Origin of the sequence: Paraburkholderia saeva (assembly GCF_907164555.1) — a bacterium.
Classification (GTDB): Bacteria; Pseudomonadota; Gammaproteobacteria; order Burkholderiales; family Burkholderiaceae; genus Paraburkholderia; species Paraburkholderia saeva.
In genome coordinates, this window is sequence record NZ_CAJQZC010000003.1 from 212,323 (window position 1) to 235,236 (window position 22,914).

The window sequence follows — 22,914 nt, forward strand, 5'->3', positions numbered from 1 at the left end:
GCAGCCACGGCAAGCGGGCGAAGGGCGGCAGGTACAATGCGCGCCATGGAATCCTTCGATATTGCGGTTATCGGCGCGGGCGCGGCGGGCATGATGTGCGCGGCAGTGGCCGGGCAACTCGGTCGGCGCGTCGTGCTGATCGACCACGCGCCGCGCCTCGCGGAAAAAATCCGCATTTCCGGCGGCGGCCGGTGCAACTTCACGAACCTGTACGCCGGACCGGCCAATTACCTGTCGGCGAATCCGCATTTCTGCCGCTCGGCGCTCGCGCGCTATACGCCGCGGGACTTCATGGCGCTCCTCAAGCGCCACCGCGTCACGTGGCACGAAAAGCACAAGGGCCAGCTGTTCTGCGACCAGTCGAGCGAAGCGGTCATCGATGTGCTCAAGCACGAATGCGATGCCGGCAATGTGGCGTGGCGCCGTCCGCTCGCCGTCGAACAGGTGAGGCACGATGCTGCCGCCGGCTTCACGCTGGACACCCACGCCGGGCCGATCCGCACCCGCGCCGTCATAGTGGCGACGGGCGGCCTGTCGATTCCGAAGATCGGCGCCACGGATTTCGCCTATCGCCTTGCGAAGCAGTTCGGTCACAAGCTGATCGACACGCGCCCGGCGCTCGTGCCGCTGACGTTCGCCGCCGACGACTGGGCGCCGTTTTCGGCGCTGTCGGGCGTCTCGCTGGAAGTCCAGCTGGCAACCGGCAACAAAAAGACAGGCAGTGAGTTCGTCGAAGATCTGCTGCTCACCCATCGCGGGCTGTCGGGGCCGGGCGTCCTGCAGATTTCGAGCTACTGGCAGCCGGGCGAGCCGATCCACGTGAACCTGCTGCCTGACCGGGACGCCACGACGGCGTTGCTGGAAGCCAAGACCGGCACGAAGCGCCAGATCGCGAATCTGCTTGCCGAGTGGGTGCCGACGCGCCTTGCGCACGTCTGGCTGGAGACGCACGCCATTCCGGCCGAGGCGCGCATCGCCGATCTGCCGGACAAAACGCTGCGCCGGATCGGTGAGGCGCTTTCCCGCTGGACGCTCACCCCGAACGGCACCGAAGGCTATCGCAAGGCCGAGGTCACCCGCGGCGGCATCGACACGCGCGAGCTGTCTTCGGCGACGATGATGAGCGCGCGCGTGCCCGGACTGTACTTCATTGGCGAGGCCGTGGACGTCACGGGCTGGCTTGGCGGCTACAACTTCCAGTGGGCGTGGGCATCGGGCGTGGCGGCCGGCCAGGCGGCCGCGGAGCAGGTTTTGGGGGCTTGACGGCGCCGTGTGTTTGTGCGAAACGTCTGCTATAATCCTCAACCTTTGCAAAGCTCCGTTATTGAAAAATGACGACCATCCGCGTAAAAGATAACGAGCCCTTCGAAGTCGCCATGCGCCGGTTCAAGCGCACGATCGAGAAGAACGGGCTCCTGACCGAACTTCGGGCGCGCGAGTTTTACGAAAAGCCAACGGCAGAACGCAAGCGCATGAAGGCGGCCGCGGTCAAACGCCACTTCAAACGTCTGCGCAGCCAGATGCTGCCCAGGAAGCTTTACTGATTCCCCGTCCACCGCAGTCGCTTTGAGCGCCGTAGCGGGCAACCGGCGATGACATCCCGCTGATGTCGTCGCAAGCGGAAAAACCAGGCCGCGAGGCCGCACCGGTGAGGCCGCATCCATTACGCGAATTCGCGACAACCCGCTTGAGGAAGGTGTCCCAAGCGGGTTTTTGTCTTGACGCCGACGCCTTGCTGGACCGATTTTCAGGGCTTGTTCATCAGGCTTGTTTAAATTCAACGCATTCAGGTGAGTGATGAGTCTCAAGGACCAGATCAACGACGATATGAAAGCCGCCATGCGGGCGCGCGAGACTGAACGGCTCGGCACGATCCGCCTGCTGCTTGCCGCGATCAAGCAGCGTGAAGTCGACGAGCGCGTGACGCTCGACGACGCGGCGATCACGGCCGTCATCGACAAGATGATCAAGCAGCGCAAGGACTCGATCAGCCAGTTCGAAGCGGCGGGGCGCACCGACCTCGTCGACAAGGAAGCGGCCGAACTCACGGTGCTCACCGCGTACATGCCGCAGCAACTGTCTGACGCAGAAGTCGTCGCCGAAGTGCAGGCTGCGATCGCGCAGACAGGCGCCGCCGGCCCGCAGGACATGGGCAAGGTGATGGGCGTCCTCAAACCGAAGCTCGCAGGCCGCGCCGACATGACAGCCGTGTCAGGGCTCGTCAAGGCAGCACTCGCGAAGTAACACCCCGTCCGTCCCCGGCAGGCCGCGCTGGCCGCCGGCGGGTTTTCATGTCATTCGAGGCCGCCATTCCACTGTGATTCCGCACTCGTTCCTGCAGGATCTGCTGAACCGCGTCGATATCGTCGACGTGGTCGGCCGTTTCGTGCAGTTGAAGAAGGGCGGCGCGAATTTCATGGGACTGTGCCCGTTCCACAACGAAAAAAGCCCTTCGTTCACCGTTAGTCCTACCAAGCAGTTTTATCACTGCTTCGGCTGCGGCGCGCACGGCACCGCGATCGGCTTCCTGATCGAGCACGCCGGGCTGACGTTCCCAGAGGCGGTCAACGAGCTGGCGCAATCCGTCGGCCTCACGGTGCCGCAGGAACCCTCGCCGATGCGCGGCGGAGGCGGCGGCGAAGGCTACGCGCCGGCGGTATCGAGAGCCGTCACGACAGCGTTGTCCGACGTGATGCAGGTTGCCTGCGACTTCTACCGAAAGCAGCTACGTGGCGCGCCCAACGCTATCCAGTACCTGAAAAAGCGCGGGCTGACCGGCGAAGTCGCCGCCCGTTTCGGGCTTGGCTACGCGCCGGACGGCTGGCAGAACCTCGAAACGGCGTTTCCCGACTATCGGGACGATTCGCTTGTCGAAGCTGGGCTCGTGATCGTCAGCGAAAAGTCCGATGCGCAGGGCCAGAACCGCCGTTATGACCGTTTCCGCGAGCGGATCATGTTCCCGATCCGCAATGTCAAGGGGCAGGTGATTGGCTTCGGTGGCCGTGTGCTGGACAGCGGCGAGCCCAAATATTTGAATTCTCCGGAAACGCCTCTATTTAACAAGGGCAGCGAGCTGTACGGCCTCTTTGAGGCGCGTCTTGCCATCCGCGAGCAGCAGTACGTGCTGGTGGTCGAAGGGTATATGGATGTGGTCGCGCTGGCGCAGCTGGGGTTCCAGAACGCGGTTGCGACCCTCGGAACGGCGTGTACGCCGGTCCACGTGCAGAAACTGATGCGTCAGACCGATACGGTGATCTTCAGCTTCGACGGCGATTCGGCCGGCCGGCGCGCCGCGCGGCGCGCGCTGGACGCGTGTTTGCCGCACGCGGCCGACAACCGCACGATCCGCTTCCTGTTTCTGCCGACGGAGCACGATCCGGACAGCTATGTGCGCGAGTTCGGCACCGAGGGCTTCTCGGAGCAGGTCGCGCGGGCGATGCCGCTGTCGCAGTTCATGCTGAATGAAGTGCTGACCGGCAAGGAACTGGATCAGCCGGAAGGCAAGGCGCGCGCGCTGTTCGATGCCAAGCCGCTGTTGCAGGCGCTGCCGGCGAACGCGCTGCGCGCGCAGATCATGCATATGTTCGCCGACCGGCTCGACGTGCCGTTCGACGAAGTGGCCGCGCTGTGCGAGGTCGATGCCCGGATTGCCGCAGCGTCGCGCGGTGCGCCGCCGCGCAAGGATCGCCGCAGCGTGACGGGGATCGAACAGCGGGCGCTGCGCAATCTGGTGATGCACCCGCGCATTGTCGCGGTGCTGGACGAAGACGCAGAGCAGGCGCTCCTGACGGTCACGCGTCACGGCGAACTGTTCGAGGAAGTGACGACGCATGCGCGTGCGCTGGGCGACGCGGCCGAGTTTCAGTTGCTGTCGGATCTGCTTAGAAACAGCGCAAATGCCCCGACTTTCGAAGAAATTTTCCGCGAAATTCTGGACTATGATGAAAACGTGCGTGACCTGCTGCTGAAGAATCCTGAGGACGAAACGGTTGCTGAAGAGCGTCGCGAGCAGGAGCGGATTGTCGGTGAGGAGCTGAAGGCGGCGATCTTCAGGATGAGCTATGACGCGTATAGCGCACGGCTCGATCAGTTGTCGCGACAGTCGCGGCATACGCCGGAAGAGCTGGCTGAATATACCGATCTGAATCGGAAAAGGGCTGACATGAAACGTCAGCTCGGGCTGTAACCGGGGACGCTGGAACCGAGGTGCTATAATAAAAGGTTCCCAGCAGTTTGTTTGCAGTTTTTGTTTGTTTTCCAGGCAAGAGGGCGAATTGCAATGGTAAAGACTACAGGCGGAAAGAAAGCGACGGGCAAAGGCTCTGAGGAGCCGACCAGAAAGGTCACGCAGGCCAGGTCTGCTTCTTCTTCCGCGAAAAAAACGTCTGCCACAAGCGTCGCATCTTCACCTGGGAAGAGATCCCCGTCCACTTCTGCCGCGCGAGCGGCGCCGGTTGCGGCATCTGTAGCTAACGTGGCTGGCGCCTCGAAAGCCTCAAAAGCCACGCAGCCAGCAACGAAGCGGCCGGGTTCCAGAAGCACCAGGGAAGCGGCTGCCGCGCAGGACGATGCGGCAGTGCGCGAGACTCCAGTATCCACGGTTCAACCGGCTGTTGTCCAGCAGCCGCGAGTCGAGACTACAGCCGGTATGGCGAACTCCATGACGAAAAAGCTGAACGAAGTATCCGTCGATGACGACGCAACCCAGAACGAAGAGGCCGCAGCAGCGCCGGTCGTTCCGGGCAAAGGCGAAAAGGCCAAGGCACGCGACCGCCGCGCAAAGGAAAAAGCGCTGCTGAAAGACGCGTTTGCGTCCACGCAGCCGGGCACCGCCGAAGAACTTGAAGAGCGTCGCGCGAAACTGCGCGCGCTGATCAAGCTCGGCAAGGAACGCGGTTTCCTGACGTATGCCGAAATCAACGATCACCTCCCGGATAACTTTGCCGAGACGGAAGCGATCGAAGGCATCATCAGCACGTTCAACGATATGGGCGTGGCGGTGTACGAGCAGGCGCCCGACGCCGAAACGCTGCTTCTGAACGACAACGCGCCGGCGGCTTCGTCGGACGATGAAGTCGAAGAAGAAGCCGAAGTCGCGCTTTCTACCGTCGACTCCGAATTCGGCCGCACGACCGACCCGGTCCGCATGTACATGCGCGAAATGGGCACCGTCGAGCTGCTGACGCGCGAAGGCGAAATCGAAATCGCGAAGCGCATCGAAGATGGCCTGAAGCACATGGTGATGGCCATCTCCGCATGCCCGACGACGATCGCAGACATCCTTGCGATGGCCGAGCGCGTCGCGAACGAAGAGATCCGTATCGACGAACTCGTCGACGGTCTGATCGATACCAACGCAGCCGATGCGGATGGTTTCTCCGAGCAGGAAGCGGAAGCGATCGAGGCGGAAGAAGAGGAAGCCGAAGAGGAAGCCGAGGAAGAAGAAGAGGACGACGGCACCGCGCAGGCGACGGCCAACGCGGCCCAGCTCGAAGCGCTGAAGCGCGCGTCGCTCGAAAAATTCGCGGCGATCAGCGAATGGTTCGACAAGATGCGTCGTGCGTTCGAGAAGGAAGGCTACAAGTCGAAGGCGTATCTGAAGGCTCAGGAAACGATTCAGAACGAGCTGATGATGATCCGCTTCACGGCACGTACCGTCGAGCGTCTGTGCGATACGTTGCGCGCGCAGGTGGACGAAGTGCGTCAGGTCGAGCGTCAGATCCTGCATACGGTGGTCGACAAGTGCGGCATGCCGCGTGCCGAGTTCATTGCGCGTTTCCCGGGCAATGAAACGGATCTCGAATGGTCGGAAAAGATCGTCGGCGAAGGTCATGCTTACAGCGCGATCCTCACGCGTAACATTCCGGCGATCCGCGAACAGCAGCAACGTCTGCTCGACTTGCAGGCGCGTGTTGTGCTGCCGCTGAAGGACCTCAAGGAAACCAACCGTCAGATGGCGGCCGGCGAACTGAAGGCGCGTCAGGCGAAGCGCGAAATGACCGAGGCGAATCTGCGTCTCGTGATCTCGATCGCGAAGAAGTACACGAATCGTGGCCTGCAGTTCCTGGATCTGATCCAGGAAGGCAACATCGGCCTGATGAAGGCGGTGGACAAGTTCGAATATCGCCGCGGCTACAAGTTCTCGACGTACGCAACGTGGTGGATCCGTCAGGCCATCACGCGTTCGATCGCGGACCAGGCACGTACAATCCGGATTCCGGTTCACATGATCGAAACGATCAACAAGATGAACCGCATCTCGCGTCAGATTTTGCAGGAAACCGGTCTCGAGCCGGATCCGGCAACGCTGGCTGAAAAGATGGAAATGCCGGAAGACAAGATCCGCAAGATCATGAAGATCGCGAAGGAGCCGATCTCGATGGAAACGCCGATCGGTGACGACGACGATTCGCATCTGGGCGACTTCATCGAAGATACGAACACGGTCGCGCCGGCCGACGCAGCGCTGCACGCCAGCATGCGTGACGTCGTGAAGGACGTGCTCGATTCGCTGACGCCGCGTGAAGCGAAGGTGCTGCGCATGCGTTTCGGTATCGAGATGAGCACGGATCACACGCTCGAGGAAGTCGGCAAGCAGTTCGACGTGACGCGTGAGCGGATCCGTCAGATCGAGGCGAAGGCGCTGCGCAAGCTCCGTCACCCGAGCCGCTCGGACAAGCTGAAGTCGTTCCTCGAAGGGAACTGATCGAAGGCTTGCTGACCGTAGCAGATACAGGGGCTTCCTGGTCGTTTCGCGAAGAGCGAAGCGGTCCCGGAAGCCCCTTTTTCGTGTAGTATGTCGGCCACATCACCGATCAGGCCCGGCCATCAAACCGGGTCTTTTTCTTGGGCCGGACGCCGTGCTGGTTGCAGGCAGCGGACTCATAATCCGCCTCCGAAAGGACATCGTCGGTTCGAATCCGACCCGGCCCACCACAGGTTTCAGCTGTTTTTTCAATACCAGTTTTGTTCCGCAAAAGCCGGGTTGTTCCGCAAAATCGATTAGCGGGTTGGCCCTACCTTGTCTCCTCGACGCTTTCGCACGTAATGTTCAGTCATGTATTTACGCCGACCGAAAATTGAGCCACTGGAGGTGCGAAACTCACAGCGTTGAACGAACTCTTCTTGATTCTTTTTCTTTTGGCTTGGCTTGGCTTGCCTGCAGCTTCGCTCTTCTTCAGTTCTTGTTCGCTTCGTACCGTTGATTCCCTTGTGGTTGCCGCATTCCGGGCGGATTAGCCACTGAGGTCAGCCGCGGCCCAGAAATAGCTTGACCCATGATCCCGTCATCGTGCGACCACTTCATCAATATGAATTCCGGTTTAGATGAATTTGGCGCAGCTGGTAACGCTCAGAGCGAATGCTGCGATACGTTTCATACTCGGTAAGCCCGGATTCAGAAGCCCAAAGCGATAGCCAGCAAGCCGGTGACCACGCCGCATGCCACCACAGCCAGCGCCACCACCGTCAGTACGCGCCTCGGGAACGAGCGGCCGAGCATGGCCATTGACGGCACGCTGATCAGCGGCAATGTCAACAGCAATGCGCCGGCGGGACCGGCTGCCATGCCGAACGACAGCATTGCCTGGATGATCGGCACTTCGCCGGCGGTCGGAATCACGAACAGCGTGCCTGCGATCGACAACGCGATGATCCATACGAGGCTGTTGTCGATGTGCGGTCCGATGTGCGGGAACAGCCACGCACGCGCCGCGCCGAGAATTAAAACCAGCACGATATATTCGGGCACGAGGCGCAGTGTCATCCTGCCGAGGATTTTCACCCAGCGCGTGAAAGCGGAGCCGGGGTCGTCGGCGGACACCATTAGCGAGAGGGCTTCGCGCGATGCTTCGGCTTCTTTCGGTGTGACCATGCGGTTCGCCAGATAGCCGAGACCGAACACCATCACGATGCCGAGCGCGAGCCGCAAACCCATCCACTGCCAGCCCAGTACAAAGCCCATGAAGATCAACGTGGCCGGATTCAGCGCAGTGTTGCCGAGCCAGAACGCCATCGCCGCACCCGGCGCCGCCTGGCGCGCGCGCAAACCGGCGACGACCGGGGCCGCACAACAGGTGCACATCATGCCCGGCAACGACATCAGGCAACCCTTCACCACGCTGCTGAAATCGGTGCGGCCGAGCGCACGCGCGACCCATTGCGGTGGAATCAGCGCCTGCACCGCTGAGCCGAGCAGCAGGCCGAGCACCATGGCTTGCCAGATTGCTTTGCCGTACGCGAGCGCGTAATCGGTCGCGGCTTGCCACGACGCATCCGGTGCGCTCGCCGACGTACCCATCAGGATCGACTTGCCGATGGAATGCTGGCTCGCGGCGACGAAAGCGCGGTTGTAGTAGGGAAACCACTTCACATAGAAGAGGCCGACGACCGCGATCAGCAGGAATACGATCCAGCCAAGCGCGACACGAGGTTGTCGAAGGGTTGATTGCACGAAGGCCTCAAGTGATGGTGTTAATCAGACGACAGCGGATGCGCGGCTGTCGAAGTGAACAAGCAGTGACTTTGCCTGCTCGACGACGTCGGCGTCGTTGGGGCGGAAAGACAGTTGCAGCGCGTGCGGCAACTGCGCGAAATGCTGATGGCTGCTGCGTGCATACGCCGGATCGTAGTGCCGCTCGATTAGCTCGTGGGCCAGTTCGGCGCGCCGGTTTTCGTCGACAAGCCGCTGCCAGCCCATGACGCGCTCGCGGCTATGCAAGCCGATCATTCGTTGCAACTGCGCTTTGAGCGCCTCGGGATTATCGAACAGATGCGCGTAGTCGTGCAGCAGAAAGGTCGCGCGATCTTCGCGGCTTGACAGCACCTTCACGCACGCAGCCTGATGAAACGTGTCCAGCAGTGCGAGCGGCAGAGTCACCGAACCGATGCGCCGGCTCTCCGCTTCGATAAACACCGGCCGACCTGGATCAAACTCGCGCAGCGCGCTGACGAGGAGGGTGTCGAAACGCTTCTGCGAGGGCTGCGGCACGCCCGCCCATGCGCCGAGCAGCGAGCCGCGATGCGCGGCCAGCGCTTCGAGGTCGAGCGTCTGCGCGCCCGCCTGGTTCAGGGCCGACAGCAAGTGCGTCTTGCGGCTGCCGGTCGGGCCGACAAGCACGATGTAGTTCAGGGTTTTCGGAAGTGTGTCGAGGGCTTCGAGCGTGGCGCGCCGGTAGCTCTTGTAGCCGCCGTCCAGCTGGCGCGCCTGCCAGCCAATCATGTTGAACAGCGTCGTGACCGAGCCCGAGCGTTTGCCGCCGCGCCAGCAGTAGATCAGCGGTCGCCAGTTGCGTGGGCGGTCGGCGAAGGTCGTTTCCAGGTGATGCGCGATGTTGCGCGCGACCAGTGCCGCGCCTATCCGGGTGCCTTCGAAGGGCGAGACCTGTTTGTACGTGGTGCCGACCAAAACGCGTTCTTCGTTGCTCAGTACGGGCGCGTTGAGCGCACCTGGAATGTGGTCTTCCGCAAATTCGAGAGGCGTGCGCACATCGATGATTTCATCGAAATCACCTGCTTTTTCGAGGCTGACGAGAAGATTTTTCAAGGGGAAAAGACAAAGCGGCTCGACGGAAAGAGCGAAATTATCGCATGCGCGGCCAAGGCGGCCCCGGTCGCGCGCGGGACGACGCGTGCGATCGGGACTCTGGGTGATGCGTGACTGTCCTATGCTTCGGTCCGCGCCCTGGCGCGGCGTCCGCCTGCACGTTAAACGACTTCGAGGTGTCTTTCTCCGCTGACCATTTCGCCGATCACGCGCGCCTCGCTGAACCCGTCGGCACGGAACAATGCCAGCACTTCGTCGACCGTTTCAGGCGCGCACGAAACCAGCAGGCCGCCCGAGGTTTGTGGGTCGGTCAGAAGCGTGCGCGCCGTCGCCGGCAGCGTCGCGTGCAGCACGATATCTTCGCCATAGGCGTCCCAGTTGCGCCCTGATGCGCCGGTAAAAATGCCCGCTTCGGCGAGCTCGACCACGTTCGGCAGCCACGGCAGATCCGCGTAGCGCACGCGGGCAGTCAGATTCGAGCCGCGCGCCAATTCGAGCGTATGCCCGAGCAGCCCAAAGCCGGTGATATCCGTCAGCGCATGCACGCCGTCCAGTCTCGCCAACTCCGCGCCGGGCCGATTGAGTTTGGTGGTCGCGCTGATCATCGCAGCGTAGCCGGCACCGTCCAGTTGGTCCTTCTTTAGCGCAGCCGACAGAATGCCGACGCCAAGCGGCTTGCCGAGAACCAGCACGTCGCCGGCTTGAGCCCCCGTGTTGCGTTTGATGCGCTTCGGATCGACCAGGCCGAGTGCGACGAGACCGTAGATTGGCTCGACCGAATCGATCGAATGGCCGCCCGCGAGCGGAATGCCGGCCTCGGCGCACACGGACTCGCCGCCTTTCAACACGGCAGCGATCACGTCGTGCGGCAGCACGTTAATCGGCATGCCGACGATGGCGAGTGCCATGATCGGCTTGCCGCCCATCGCGTAGACATCGGACAGCGCGTTGGTGGCGGCGATCCGGCCGAAGTCGAATGGATCGTCGACGATCGGCATGAAGAAGTCGGTGGTGGCGACGATTGCCTGCTCGTTGTTGAGCTTGTAGACGGCGGCGTCGTCGGCGGTGTCGTTGCCGACCAGCAGATCGGGAAAGAACGGCAACGGCGCGCTGCGCTTGAGCAGGTCGGCGAGGAGGCCGGGGGCGATCTTGCAGCCGCAGCCGCCGCCGTGCGACAGGCTGGTGAGCCGGGGCGGTTGATGGGGTCGGGCGTGGGTGTCGGTCATGATGGGGCGATTCTCGGGCTTCGGACGACCGCAATTATGAAGGTTGTTCATGCGCGGCGCTGGGGCGCAGTCTCCACAGATAGGTCCTGACAAGAAAACAAAGGCGCTGTCAGCCGCCGATCTCAAACTGGTGTGACATCGCCGCAGCAAATTCGCCACATCGGGCGGGTCGCCAAAGGAGCGCATCCGCAGATGAGATGACTTGGCAACGAGCAGGCCTTGCCGAAGCGAGGAAGACCCGGATCTCGATTGCCGCATATCCAGCACGATCCACTGCGCGCCATCGGAGAGCCTCATCGAAGACTTGGCCAGGATCGGTGTGTTCGTCGTCCCCTGCGGAGAGCTAGAGCAATGGATCGATACCGGCGTGAGCAAGGGCCGAGAGTGGAGCCGTAAGGCGCTTGAGAAACAGCGGCCCTTCATCGATTCGGTGCAGAGACGGTTCACCGGTCAAACTGACCTTGGCCTTGAGTCTGCAGTTCAACGCGCCGAAAGCTAACGAGTTCCTGCCGTTAGGCGATGCAACTACGCTACATTCATCCGCCAACGGCCGTTGGCGGCCCCGAAACGGTGCCCGACCGGTCGCCCGTCAATGGTGATCCATTACTTTTCCTGATCAATCCTCGGCCAAAGAATCGTTTGTTGTCCAGGTGTGCCGCTCCGATAATTTTCTCCAATCCCGGCCTTTCGAGGACCCCGGTGAAACAACTCATGCGAGCGCTGCATAGGAGACAACACGATGAACGCCCCCACCGAAATCAAATACTTCCCTCTGGCCCAGCTGCAAGCGGTGCTCAAGCCGATCGATCAGGCTAGCGGCCTCGGCAACACCTTCTACACGGACGACCAGTACTTCAAGACCGAACGGGACGCCGTGCTGAGCCAGGACTGGGTCTGCGTCGGCTTCGCGGACGACCTCAAGCAGAATTCCACCGTCCGGCCGATCGACTTCATGGGACTGCCGCTGTTGATCACGCGCAACCGCGAAGGCGCGCTGCAGGTGTTCCACAACGTATGCAGCCACCGCGGGATGAAGCTCGTGCAGGAAGCCGGCGAGATCCAGGGCGTAATCCGTTGTCCGTATCACTCGTGGACGTACGACCTCAACGGCGCGCTGAAAGGCACGCCGCACGTCGGCGGCATCAACCAGCACAAGGACGAGCGCGTCGCATGCGAGAGGCACGGGCTGAAAGCACTGCGCAGTCATGTGTGGATGGGCATGGTGTTCGTAAACCTCTCCGGGACCGCGCCTGAATTCGAAGAAGTAATCCGTCCCCTGACCGATCGTTGGGCACAGTTCCTCGGCCCGGACAGCTATTCGTTAATGACCGTGCCGCGCGAAGGCGGTGCGTGGTCGGTCGAGGTCAACTGCAACTGGAAGCTCGCAGTGGAGAACTACTGCGAGGCCTACCATCTGCCTTGGGTTCATCCGTCGTTGAATTCCTATTCGCGTCTCGAGGATCACTACAACATCATGTTCGGCGAGCAGTTTGCCGGTCAGGGCAGCTATGCGTACAACCTCGCCGATGTCGAGGGAACCTCGTTGCCAACCTTCCCCTCCTGGCCGGCCGATCGCATGCGCAATGCCGAATACGTTGCGCTATTCCCCAACGTTCTGCTCGGCATCCAGGCCGATCACGCGTTCGCGATGATGCTGCAGCCCTTGTCGGCGAACCGCACCGTCGAACATCTGCGGTTGCTGTTTGTCGGCAACGACGCGGCCGATGAGCCTTCTTACGCTGCAAGCCGTCAGGCAGTGCTGAACGCGTGGCGAGTGGTGTTTTCGGAAGACATCTCCGCAGTCGAAGGCATGCAGGCCGGGCGCCAGTCACCGGGTTTCAAGGGCGGCGTGTTCTCGCCGGAGATGGACGTGCCGACCCACTACTTCCACAAATGGATGGCGCGCCGCGTTCTCGCGCACGGCCAGCAGCATGCGGGTGAAGCATGACACGCACGATTGGCCATCACTGGCTGAACTATATCGACGGCGCGTGGGTGGACAGCCCAAACCGGCTTGACGTAGCCAATCCTGCGAACGGCGAGCCGATTGCAAGCGTCGCACTCGCGACGATCGACGATGCGCAACGCGCACTCGATGCCGCGACGCGCTGCGCCGCAAGCGGTGAGCTGACGCGACAACGGCCCGCCGAAAGGGTGCGCTGGCTGCTTCGGATCGCAGACGAAATCCGCGCGATAACGGAAGAAGGTGCTCGCATTCTGTGCCTCGAAAATGGCAAACGGCTAAGCGACGCCCGCGATGAGTTCGTCGAAGCAGCGCGCTACTTCGAGTACTACGCCGGCCTTGCAGACAAGCTGGAAGGCATCTCCGTGCCGCTCGGCGATGACTATGTCGACTTCACCCGCTACGAGCCCATGGGCGTATCGGTGCAGATCGTGCCGTGGAATTTCCCCGTATCGATTTGCGCGCGCTCGCTTGCGCCAGCCCTCGCCGCGGGCAACGCAGTGGTGGTGAAGTCGCCCGAGCTGTCGCCACTTGGCATGTGCGTGCTGTTTGAGGCGATTGAGCGCGCGGGGCTGCCGCGCGGCGCGGCGCAACTGCTCTGCGGTCTCGGTCGCGATGTCGGCGCGCATCTGGCCGCCAGTGACCAGACGAGGCAGATTGTGTTTACGGGCTCGGTGGCGACGGGGCGCGCGATTCTCGCCGCAGCCGCGCAATGGGCCACGCCGAGCGTGATGGAGCTTGGCGGCAAGTCCGCCGCGGTGGTGTTCCCCGACTCGGACCGCGAGCAACTGCTCGCCAGCGTGAAGAGCGGCATCTTCTTCAATGCGGGGCAAGTGTGTTCGGCGATGTCTCGTCTCATCGTGCATCGCGACATATACGACGAGGTCGTCGCCGATGTCGCGAAGCTCGCTGGCAGCCTGACGATCGGCCCCGGCGAGCAGGACCCCGACCACACGCCGGTGATCAGCGTGAATCAGCTTGAGCGCGTCGTCGCGATGTGCCAGCAAGCGATCGCGGAAGGCGCACAAGCGGTCGCCGGTGGTGAGCGCGTGAGTCATCGCGCCGGTTTCTATATGCAGCCGACCGTCCTCGCGGGCGTGCATCCGGGCATGAGCATCGCTTGTGATGAGGTATTCGGCCCGGTGCTCGCAGTCATCCCGTTCGACACCGAGGACGAAGCCGTCGCGATTGCCAACGGCACATCGTACGGACTCGTGGCCGGCGTATTCACGCGTGACATCAATCGCGCATTGCGTTTTTCACGGCGTCTGCGCGCCGGGCAGGTGTTCGTGAACGAGTGGTACGCCGGCGGAATCGAAACGCCCTTCGGAGGCGTGGGCCTGTCCGGCTTTGGCCGGGAGAAGGGTCAGGAAGCGATCTACAGCTACGTTCAAACGAAGAACATTGCGATCCGGGTCGCCCAAGGTTCAGAGGTCTGAGGAGTCTGGCGATGAAAAAGTGGCTCTGTGTCATTTGCGGGCTGATCTACGACGAAGCCCAAGGCTGGCCGAAGGACGGGATCGCGGCCGGTACCCACTGGGAAGACGTGCCAGAAGACTGGAAGTGTCCCGACTGCGGCGTCGGCAAGGCTGACTTCGAGATGATCGAAATCACCGAGCCGGTTGCTCCGATAGTCCAGCTCGCCTCGCCGACGCAAACCCAGGCGCTGGCAGCATCGTCGGCGTCCGCGCCGGCTGCGGCCGGGACGCGTCGCGAAGGGCCGCTTGTCATCGTCGGGTCCGGGCACGCCGGCTATAGCCTCGCTCAGGCTGTCCGGCTGCGCGACCCCGAAGCCGACATCGTGGTTCTCACGCGCGAATCGGGTCACCTGTACTCGAAGCCGGCATTGTCGATAGCGACGTCGCAGGACCGCAGTCCCGACGCGCTGATCGCCGAATCGCCATTCGAGATCGAGCAGCGCCTGAAGATCCGCGTGTACCCGCATTGCGACGTTCAGGCGATCGATGCTGGCGCACATCAGTTACGGACCAGCCACGGCGTGATGCGCTATTCGCAGCTCGTCCTCGCAACGGGTGCGAGCCCGGTCCGGCTCGACGTCGCCGGCCGCGCCGACGCACTGCTCGGCGTGAACAACCTCGACGACTACCGCGTGTTGCGGCATCACCTCGAAGGCGCGTCCCGCGTGGCCATTATCGGCGACGGTCTGATCGGCTGTGAATTCGCGAATGATCTGGCAGCCAGCGGCTTCGACGTGAATGTGATCGGTATCGGCAAGTGGCCGCTCGAACGCCTGTTGCCACAACAGGCCGGCACGCACCTGCAACGCGCACTTGCGGCCCTTGGCGTCAAGTGGCATCTGCAGAATTCGGTCAGCGAGATTCTCGGCGAGCCCGGCGACTGGACACTCGTGCTGGCAAACGGCAGCCGGATCAGCGCGGACGTCGTGATTTCCGCGGTGGGTCTCGCACCGAACGTCGCACTGGCGGCGGACTGCGGCCTCGAGGTTGGCCGCGGCATTCGCACCGACGCACAGCTGCGAACCAATGTTGCGGACATCTTCGCGCTCGGCGATTGTGTCGAGATCGACGGACGCCCGGCGCCGTATCTCGCGCCGATCAATTACGGCGTCGAGGCACTTGCGCGCACGCTGACCTGCCAGCCGACCGACGTACTGTATCCGCCGATGCCGGTACAGGTCAAAACACCGGCCGCGCCGCTGATTCTGTTACCGGTGCCCGCCGCGCTCGCGCCTGGCGAATGGTGTATCAATGAGACCGGGGATGGCTTTAGCTGCGGACATTTCGATAGCAGCGGCCAGATGAACGGTTTCGCACTGATTGGACATCAGGCGCAGGCACTGCGCGGCCGCTGGGTCGAGCAATGCAAGCAACGCTCAATCAATCAGATTTTTTGAATACGCAGACAAATCAAGCAGGCACACGAAATGAATCTGCCCCACGACGACAACACTTGCGGCTGGTACGCGGCCTTGCCGCCCCAAGGTCCCGCGCGCCGCCTCACTGGTCGCCAGATCGCTGATTATGCGGTGATCGGCGCCGGCTTCGCCGGCCTTGCCGCCGCTCGCCGCCTCGCTGCTCACGAGCCCCATGCCCGCATTCTTCTTATCGACGCGCAGCGCGTCGCCGAAGGCGCATCCGGCCGCAACTCCGGTTTCGTGATCGATCTTCCGCACAAGTTCGCGCTCGAGAACCCGGACCCGGCGTTCAAGCAGCGCCTGCTGCGGCTGAACCGCGCGGCGATCGACCAGTTGCAGTCGCTGGTCGAAGCCCACGGCATCGCGTGCCAGTGGTCGCATGCCGGCAAGTACCAGGGCGCGGTAGGCGAGCGCGGGCTCGCCTACCTTGCGCACTTCGAGAAACTGATGGCTGCGCTTGGCGAACCGTACCGCGCCGTTGACGGCCCGGATCTCGCCAGAGTGCTCGGCACGTCCTGCTACAGCCGCGCGATCTACACGCCGGGCAGCTATCTGGTGCAACCCGCTGCGCTGGTGCGTGGACTGGCTGCATCGCTGCCGGAAAACGTCGAACTGCTGGAGAATTCGCCGATCACCCGCGTCGAGCGCGACGGCACGGGTGGCTACGTGCTGTACGGCAAGGACGGCGAGGTCCGCACCCGCAACCTGCTGCTTGGCACCAGCATTTTCACGCGCGAATTCGGCTATCTGGAGAACCGTCTGCTGCCGGTGATGACGTTCGCCAGCTGGACCGCGCCATTGACTGAAGAGCAGAGCAAGCGCTATGGCGGCACCTTCGACTGGGGGTTGACACCGGCTGATCACGCAGGCACGACCGTGCGGATGACGCAGGATCGCCGTCTGATCATCCGGAACACCTATAAGCACGTGCCGAAGTATGGCCGCAGCGTCGGCAATGCCACCCGCGACAGCATTCGAGTCGAGCATCGCAAGGCTTTCCTCTCGCGCTTCCCGGCGCTCGCCGACGTGCCGTTCACGCATACCTGGGGCGGCGTCTATGCGATCTCGCGCAACTTCACCAACTTTTTTGGCCAGCTCGAAGACGGCGTATTTGCGGCGGCCTGCGACAACGGGGTTGGCGCAGCATGGGGCACGATCTCCGGCACGCTGCTTGCCGATTACGCGGTCGGCGCACAGTCCTCGCTGCTCGACGACATTCATGCGGTCACCGGCATGCCATCGCTAAATCCGCCCGAACCGTTCCTCGGCCTCGGTGTGCGCACGCGGATCCGCCTCGCAGCATGGCAAAGCCGGGCGGAGCTATGAGCGCAACGTACACCAGGGTGGCCGAGGGCGTGCGACTCATCGACCACGCGGAACTGGGTTTTCACGTCCGGGGCGGGCCGCCCGGCGCGGCCTACGTCGCGCGGGCCTTCGCCGACGAAATCTCGCCCAATCTCGGCGTCGGTTTCGCGCGCTGGGAAGGCGCGCGAGTCAGCTGGACCACGCTTTACGAAGAGGTCATCTTCACGATCGAAGGTTGCCTCGAGGTTGAAGCCGACGGGAAGTTGCACTGCGTAAAAGCCGGTCAGGTACTCTGGATTCCGAAGTCGACGTCGCTGGTCTACTCGGGCTTCGCGCTGTTCGGATATGTCGTCTATCCAGGGAACTGGAAACAGACTCTGGAGAAAGAGTGCGCCGACGAAGCGGCCCCGTGCTCGCGGCTCCGTTGAGCGACAGTGAAGCGCACGCTGTCGAGCGCGCGCCCCGTCTTGACGTCACCAGGGATTAGGGCACAATTTCAGGCCTGACGATTGCCTGGCGCGCCTGCCGGCGAGAGCGTACTGTACGCAGTGCGCGCGGTCAGGCCGCAAACGCGCGCAGGCGCGCAGAAGCGCATATAAAAAAGTCCCGGAGACAGCCGTTCCATGAGGATCCAGCCATTGCCGCCGTTCAAGGCGGTGGTCGCTTTCGAGGCGACCGCGCGTCTTGGCAGCTTTACACGCGCCGCTGACGAACTCAACGTGACACAAGGTGCGATCAGCCGCCAGATCAGCCTGCTCGAAGACATGCTTGGCGCCCATCTGCTCGATCGCACGACCCGTTCGGTACGCCTTACGCCGACAGGGGAGCAATACTTTCAATCTTGCAGGGAAGCGTTGCTCTCGCTTGCCGATGCAACGCAACTGATCAAGCGCTGGCATGGCGACCTGCAGGTGACCGTTGCCACCAGCACGGCACTCGCTTCCCTGTGGTTGCTGCCGCGCATTCCCGAATTCAATGAGAGTTACGAAGGGATCGATCTGCGGATCGTTGCCTACGATCACGTGAAAGACTATCGCAAACTCGAATGCGACCTCGCGGTGTACTACTGCAAGAGTCCGCCCGAGCATATCAAGTCCACGCCGATCTGCAACGAGGAAATCTTCCCGGTTTGCAGCCCCGCGTATCTTGCGCGCCACGGCGGCGTCCGCCGCGCCGAGGACCTTGCGAGTTGTACCTGGCTCTGGCTGGACGAATCGGAGCGCGACTGGATTACCTGGAGCGAGTGGTTTCGCCGCGTCGGCGTCGCGCCAGTCACGCCGCGCAACAAGATCAATCTCAACAGCTATTCGATGGTCATCCAGGCCGCACTGAGCGGACAAGGGATCGCGCTCGGCTGGAGTAATCTGATTGATCCCTATCTGAAGGATGGGTCGCTCATCCGCCCCGTCCCCGACACGCTGCAAACAGAGGGACAGTTTCTCGTGCTCGAACCTTCCGGCCCCCACGAACGGCGCAAGAGCGTCGGCAGCTTCAGAGACTGGCTTCTCTCGCTCAAGTAATCGTTCTTCCAGCGCGATGCTTGCAGCGATGCTGTGCGGTTTGGTCCAGCGTGCTCTTTTCCCCAGTATCGCTCGCAAGGCGTGGACTCCGTGCATCCGTCTGACTCGTCTATGACTAAGACTAATGAATTGACGCACGAAATATCGTTTGTCCACCTTTATTGATTTCCACAAACTCTACGTGTGGGTCATACAGATGAGGGCTTCAGAAAACCGGTAACGGGAGGCCTTTTGTCACACAAAACACAAGGAGACATCATCGTGAGCAAGGCATACCCCAACCCCGCGTCGCCATCCGGTTCTCGCCCTGGCGCCCTCTCCGGCAAGCAACGCAAGTTCCTCTCGAAGCTGACGGTTCTCATCTCCGGCGGCATGTTCATCGACGGCTTCATCCTCGGCTGCATCGGCATCGTGATGCCCGCCATCGCCGCCGATCTGCATCTATCGCTCGCGTGGCAGGGATTGATCGGGGCGTCTGCACTGGTTGGCATCTTTATCGGCGGCCCACTCGGAGGCTGGCTCGCGGACAAGGTGGGGCGCAAGCCGATGTTCACGATCGACCTAGCCATCTTCCTCGTCGGCTCGGTCGCGCAGTTTTTCGTGACCGAAGCGTGGCAACTGCTCGTGGTCCGGATCCTGATGGGGATCGCGATTGGCGCCGATTACTCAATCGGATGGCCGCTGCTTGCCGAATTTGCACCGGCACGCCTGCGTGGCAAACTGCTCGCGGTCCTCGAACTCGCCTGGTACGTCGGCTACCTTATCTCCTACGCACTGGGTTGGGCACTGACCGAGTCGAATGCCGCGGGATGGCATGTGATTCTCGGATTGAGCACGGTTCCCACGGTCATCGTTTTCCTGATGCGTCTCGGTACGCCGGAATCGCCGCGCTGGCTGATGAGCAAGGGCCGCCGCGACGAAGCGAAAGCGCTGGCCGCCGAACACATGGCGCACGATGAACAGCTTGATCTGCACGCCCAGGGTGCGGCAGGTAAGCAAGGGTTCGGACGTCTGTTCTCCCGCGACTACCTCAAGACTACAATCTTCGTTTCCGTGTTCTGGGTGTGCAACGTCACGCCGTACTTCGCAATTGGCGCGTTCGCTCCGGTCGTTTTGCAAAAACTGGGGCTCCAGGAGGGGCTGACAGGCGGTCTGGTCCTGAATGGTGTCGCCGTAGTGGGTACGATCATTTCGGTGATGCTGATCGAGCGGGTTGGCCGGCGCAAGCTTGCGGTGCCGCCTTTTTTCATTTCGGCGCTTGCGCTGATGAGCGTCGCCCTGTTTGCCCACGCATCGCCCACGATCATTCTCGTTTGCTTCTTCACCTTCTCGCTCGTCAACGCGATCTCCACTACCTTGACAGGCGTTTATCCGGGTGAAGTCTTCCCAACTGAGATCCGTGGCGTCGGTGTCGGATTCGCCACTGCGTTTTCCCGTATCGGAGCGGCCGCAGGCACTTTCCTGCTGCCGGTGGTCATTGGTTCATTCGGCGTCGGTACCGCGATGCTGATTGCAGCCGGGATCAGTCTGTTCGGCGGGATCGTGTCCTACGCATTGGCGCCGGAAACGCGCGGCAAGTTGTTGAGCGAGGCGTCGGCTCCGCAACGACAATCGAACTCGCTGGCGTCGTCAGGCGAGTTGAAATCCGCGCGCTAACTGCCCGCATGCGGCGACGCGAGCCTCAACGCAAGCGCCGCTGCCTTGATCAAGCTTGACGGGCTCGCGACCGCGAGCTCGCTTCTTCGATTCGATTTCCCTCTCGACCCAAATTAATCAGGATCACAGCTCGATGAGCCGCTTACCCTCGCAAGCCGTCGCGGCGCCCCGACGCGTGCGCAACGGGAAATCTACCGTCTCGCGTACGAACAGGTTCAGCGCAATATCGATCTGCTGCGTCCCGGCTTGTCTCACCACGATCTGGCGCATCGCGCGTTGCGCTACCCGGCGGAGCAATTTCGCCACTACTCATGCCTCTATCACGGCGTGGGACTTTGCGACGAGGCACCTTATATCTACTTTCCGGAATCGTGGCAGGTGTGGGGCTACGACGGCGTGATTGAGCCTGGCATGGTCTTGTGCGTCGAGAGTTACGTTGGACAAACCGATGGTGGCCCCGGCGTGAAGATCGAGGAACAGGTGTTGATCACGCAAACCGGTCACGAAGTGCTGACCCGTTACCCATTCGAAGATCGGCTTTCGGTCTGATACGCAATAGCCTCTTGCACCCACTTCAACCAAAACAATGACTACCGCTGACTTGATCGGGATTTTCGGTGTCGTCTGCTATCAGATTGCCTATGGCGGCATGCAGCTCGGCTTCCTGCAACGCGAGGATCGAAGTTATCTGATTCTCAACCTGTTTGGTCCTTGTTGCTTGCTCTATTCGCTCTTCTTCCATTTCAACCTGGCGGCCGCCGTCAGTCAGGCACTGTGGGTTGTGTGGAGCTGCCTGGGTGTGGCCAAGATGGAGCTCGCGCGGCGACAAGCTCAGAGTTCTCTGCCTGGCGGCTAACCCGGCGGCTGGTCAGTCATTCCGACGCCTTGCGCTCGCCGGACTCCGCAAGATAATCGCGCTGAACGCTCAACGACGGCTTTGCGGAACGAACGGACGCCGGAATGTCACCGCTCGGCGTATTTTGAGCGACCGGCTATGGCCGGATTGAGGCAGTGCCCTCCGCAATTTGCTCGCCGGAGACCGGCCATTGAGTGAGGGCGAACGAGACCTCAGGCCGCCAAACTGGAGAACGACCTCGACCGGCGGCTAATGGCCGAGGCCGTGTCAAAACGCGAGCGATCACCTAGTACTACTGTGTCACAAAACATTTGAGGTAACACAGCAATACGGACATCTCTTTAATCGCCTTGAGATGTGGGCAGCAATTCGCCAGCGCAGCGTTGCGATCGAGTCAGGTACGTGTCGCTGCATTCGCTGGGGAGCCGCGTGGGATGTAGCCCGTGGGTAAGGCAGGTGCGCTGCGGATTTCGGAGTTTTTTTTACTGCCTTCATTGAGGCGCTGTGCGACGAGAAACCCATAGGCGACAATGCATAGAGATGCGTGATGATGAAATCCACGCCACCCACGCCCCTCGAAGTGTCCAAGGCCGAACTCCTGCTTTAGATCCTGGTAGTCGCGCTCAATGCGCCAGCGCATTTTGGCAACGTGAACCAGGTGTTCGACAGCCGTCGCATCGGGCAATGTGGAAAGCCAGTATTTGGTTGGCTCGGGTTCACCAATGGGCCACTCGATAAGCAGCCATTCCTCATCGCGCGGCGTAGCCCGCCAATAATCACGGTGAGAGGCCCGCACGCGCAACGCCGCAAAGCGGGAACTCGAGGCGGTACGCGTGCCTTCGCGCCAGGAAACCGTGTGATAGCAGGATGGTTCGAGCGCGAGCGCAAGGTCTTTGACTACGGCGGGATTGTGTCCCAGTACCCGGCGCTGCAGGCTTCGTGGTCGGCCGGGCTTGCCTGTAGAGGATTCGGCAGGTAGTGGGGCCCGGCCCGGTGGCCACACGCGGGTGCTCGACTGAATGCCCACGGCGTATTGCAGCCCGAGTTCACCAACGCTGTCACGAAACGCCGTGTCGTTTCCATAACCCGCATCAGCCAGCACCACTCCATTCGGGGCACCGCTTTGCCTTGCCTCACGCAGTTGCGCGATAGCGATCTGCGGCTTGGTTGCAAACTGAATTTCCTCGGGAACCCCTGCCAACTGCCGTCTCGCCGGATCGTCCACCCATTCCTTCGGGAGGTAAAGCTGATAAGCGACGGGCAGGCTCGCCTCCGTGGTGGCTACTGACAGGCTCACGGCAACTTGGCAATTATCCTGCTTCCCCAACTGTCCACAGTATTGCCGCGCCACGCCCACCGAATGCTTTCCCTTCTTCGGAAAACCCGTGTCGTCAATGATCCAGTACAGCCCGTTTGACGGATCCATGTGCGGCAATACCCAGCGCCGAACCTGTTCGATTAATGCGGCGTCAGACCATTCTGACTTTGAAACGAAGTGATGCAGGGACTGGTGCCGCGCACTCACACGATGCGGTTCGAGATGGGCCGCCAGCGGCTCAACACTCTTACGCGCAATCGGCAGCATCAAACCCTGACAATAGCCCACCAGACCGGCACGACGATCACTGTGTCCAATTGTGTCACATAGGTGTTCAAGGTATTCGTCGAACGATGTCTCCCAGTCCATCGCTTCCTCATGCAAAGAATGAAGAGGCTCCTATAATGCCATGAATTTTATGACACAGTAGTACTAAAGGGTTCTGGACATAAGTCGAATCAGCGAAGTTTTTATTGCCGCGGCTGGTTTAGTGTCTGCTTTTTCGCATCGCCGGCTGATCGGCCGCCGGCGATCCGGTGCAGAAATCTGTTGATGACTGTGACCGAACCGACAACAAAGCATGACGATGCGCGAACTGGGCGGGCACGATCATTAGAGACGTCATCGAGC

Annotated in this window: 17 protein-coding genes, 1 tRNA gene and 1 pseudogene; 15 read left to right on the forward strand and 4 right to left on the reverse strand. The window is 61.7% G+C overall.

Annotated features, from left to right (window positions below):
* The first annotated feature begins 45 nt into the window (after positions 1-45).
* The 6 genes from LPA36_RS09105 (at position 46) to LPA36_RS09130 (ending at position 6,936) form a co-directional block, all read left to right on the forward strand.
* Entirely contained in the window at positions 46-1,263 is a 1,218-nt protein-coding gene (locus LPA36_RS09105; protein WP_228875829.1) for a BaiN/RdsA family NAD(P)/FAD-dependent oxidoreductase, read from the forward strand.
* Positions 1,264-1,331: 68 nt separating this feature from the next.
* Positions 1,332-1,544: a 30S ribosomal protein S21 gene (rpsU, locus tag LPA36_RS09110; RefSeq protein WP_228875830.1), complete on the forward strand. Its 213-nt coding sequence runs from the start codon at positions 1,332-1,334 to the stop codon at positions 1,542-1,544.
* Positions 1,545-1,797: 253 nt separating this feature from the next.
* Positions 1,798-2,244, forward strand: coding sequence for a GatB/YqeY domain-containing protein (locus LPA36_RS09115; RefSeq protein WP_228875831.1), 447 nt, complete (start codon positions 1,798-1,800; stop codon positions 2,242-2,244).
* A 73-nt stretch (positions 2,245-2,317) separates the two neighbouring features.
* On the forward strand, positions 2,318-4,186 hold the full coding sequence (gene dnaG, locus LPA36_RS09120; protein ID WP_228875832.1) for a DNA primase: 1,869 nt from the start codon (positions 2,318-2,320) through the stop codon (positions 4,184-4,186).
* A 93-nt stretch (positions 4,187-4,279) separates the two neighbouring features.
* On the forward strand, positions 4,280-6,706 hold the full coding sequence (rpoD, locus tag LPA36_RS09125; protein WP_228875833.1) for an RNA polymerase sigma factor RpoD: 2,427 nt from the start codon (positions 4,280-4,282) through the stop codon (positions 6,704-6,706).
* A 142-nt stretch (positions 6,707-6,848) separates the two neighbouring features.
* A tRNA-Ile gene (locus LPA36_RS09130) sits at positions 6,849-6,936 on the forward strand.
* A 460-nt stretch (positions 6,937-7,396) separates the two neighbouring features.
* Here LPA36_RS09130 and LPA36_RS09135 read toward each other — a convergent pair.
* From LPA36_RS09135 to selD, 3 genes are all read right to left on the reverse strand, one after another.
* Positions 7,397-8,452, reverse strand: coding sequence for a permease (locus LPA36_RS09135; RefSeq protein ID WP_228875834.1), 1,056 nt, complete (start codon positions 8,450-8,452; stop codon positions 7,397-7,399).
* Between the two features lie 24 nt (positions 8,453-8,476).
* Positions 8,477-9,544, reverse strand: coding sequence for a tRNA 2-selenouridine(34) synthase MnmH (mnmH, locus tag LPA36_RS09140; RefSeq protein WP_228875835.1), 1,068 nt, complete (start codon positions 9,542-9,544; stop codon positions 8,477-8,479).
* A 161-nt stretch (positions 9,545-9,705) separates the two neighbouring features.
* Positions 9,706-10,770, reverse strand: a complete 1,065-nt coding sequence (selD, locus tag LPA36_RS09145) for a selenide, water dikinase SelD (RefSeq protein WP_228876505.1) — start codon at positions 10,768-10,770, stop codon at positions 9,706-9,708.
* Between the two features lie 739 nt (positions 10,771-11,509).
* On the opposite strand from selD, the gene LPA36_RS09150 reads away from it, so the two are divergent.
* The 9 genes and pseudogenes from LPA36_RS09150 (at position 11,510) to LPA36_RS09195 (ending at position 20,966) form a co-directional block, all read left to right on the forward strand.
* Positions 11,510-12,718 (forward strand): aromatic ring-hydroxylating oxygenase subunit alpha, encoded by a 1,209-nt coding sequence (locus LPA36_RS09150; RefSeq protein ID WP_228875836.1) that lies wholly within the window; start codon positions 11,510-11,512, stop codon positions 12,716-12,718.
* A complete protein-coding gene (locus LPA36_RS09155) occupies positions 12,715-14,172 on the forward strand; it encodes an aldehyde dehydrogenase family protein (protein ID WP_228875837.1) in 1,458 nt (485 codons plus the stop codon). The genes LPA36_RS09150 and LPA36_RS09155 overlap by 4 nt, the downstream gene beginning before the upstream one ends.
* 11 nt (positions 14,173-14,183) lie before the next feature.
* The gene (locus LPA36_RS09165; protein ID WP_324250920.1) at positions 14,184-15,608 is read left to right on the forward strand and encodes an FAD-dependent oxidoreductase; all 1,425 of its coding nucleotides are present in this window, start codon (positions 14,184-14,186) and stop codon (positions 15,606-15,608) included.
* A 30-nt stretch (positions 15,609-15,638) separates the two neighbouring features.
* Positions 15,639-16,955: an NAD(P)/FAD-dependent oxidoreductase gene (locus LPA36_RS09170; RefSeq protein WP_228875838.1), complete on the forward strand. Its 1,317-nt coding sequence runs from the start codon at positions 15,639-15,641 to the stop codon at positions 16,953-16,955.
* Positions 16,952-17,362 (forward strand): ethanolamine utilization protein EutQ, encoded by a 411-nt coding sequence (locus LPA36_RS09175; RefSeq protein WP_228875839.1) that lies wholly within the window; start codon positions 16,952-16,954, stop codon positions 17,360-17,362. The genes LPA36_RS09170 and LPA36_RS09175 overlap by 4 nt, the downstream gene beginning before the upstream one ends.
* Before the next feature lie 195 nt (positions 17,363-17,557).
* Positions 17,558-18,454 (forward strand): LysR substrate-binding domain-containing protein, encoded by an 897-nt coding sequence (locus tag LPA36_RS09180; RefSeq protein ID WP_228875840.1) that lies wholly within the window; start codon positions 17,558-17,560, stop codon positions 18,452-18,454.
* Positions 18,455-18,637: 183 nt separating this feature from the next.
* Positions 18,638-20,110, forward strand: coding sequence for an MFS transporter (locus tag LPA36_RS09185; protein ID WP_228875841.1), 1,473 nt, complete (start codon positions 18,638-18,640; stop codon positions 20,108-20,110).
* A gap of 174 nt (positions 20,111-20,284) precedes the next feature.
* Positions 20,285-20,659, forward strand: a pseudogene (locus LPA36_RS09190) (M24 family metallopeptidase); the annotation flags it as partial.
* A 37-nt stretch (positions 20,660-20,696) separates the two neighbouring features.
* Positions 20,697-20,966, forward strand: a complete 270-nt coding sequence (locus LPA36_RS09195) for a CBU_0592 family membrane protein (RefSeq protein WP_228875842.1) — start codon at positions 20,697-20,699, stop codon at positions 20,964-20,966.
* A gap of 394 nt (positions 20,967-21,360) precedes the next feature.
* Here LPA36_RS09195 and LPA36_RS09200 read toward each other — a convergent pair whose 3' ends face one another.
* A complete protein-coding gene (locus LPA36_RS09200) occupies positions 21,361-22,653 on the reverse strand; it encodes an IS701 family transposase (protein ID WP_228875843.1) in 1,293 nt (430 codons plus the stop codon).
* Positions 22,654-22,914: the final 261 nt, after the last annotated feature.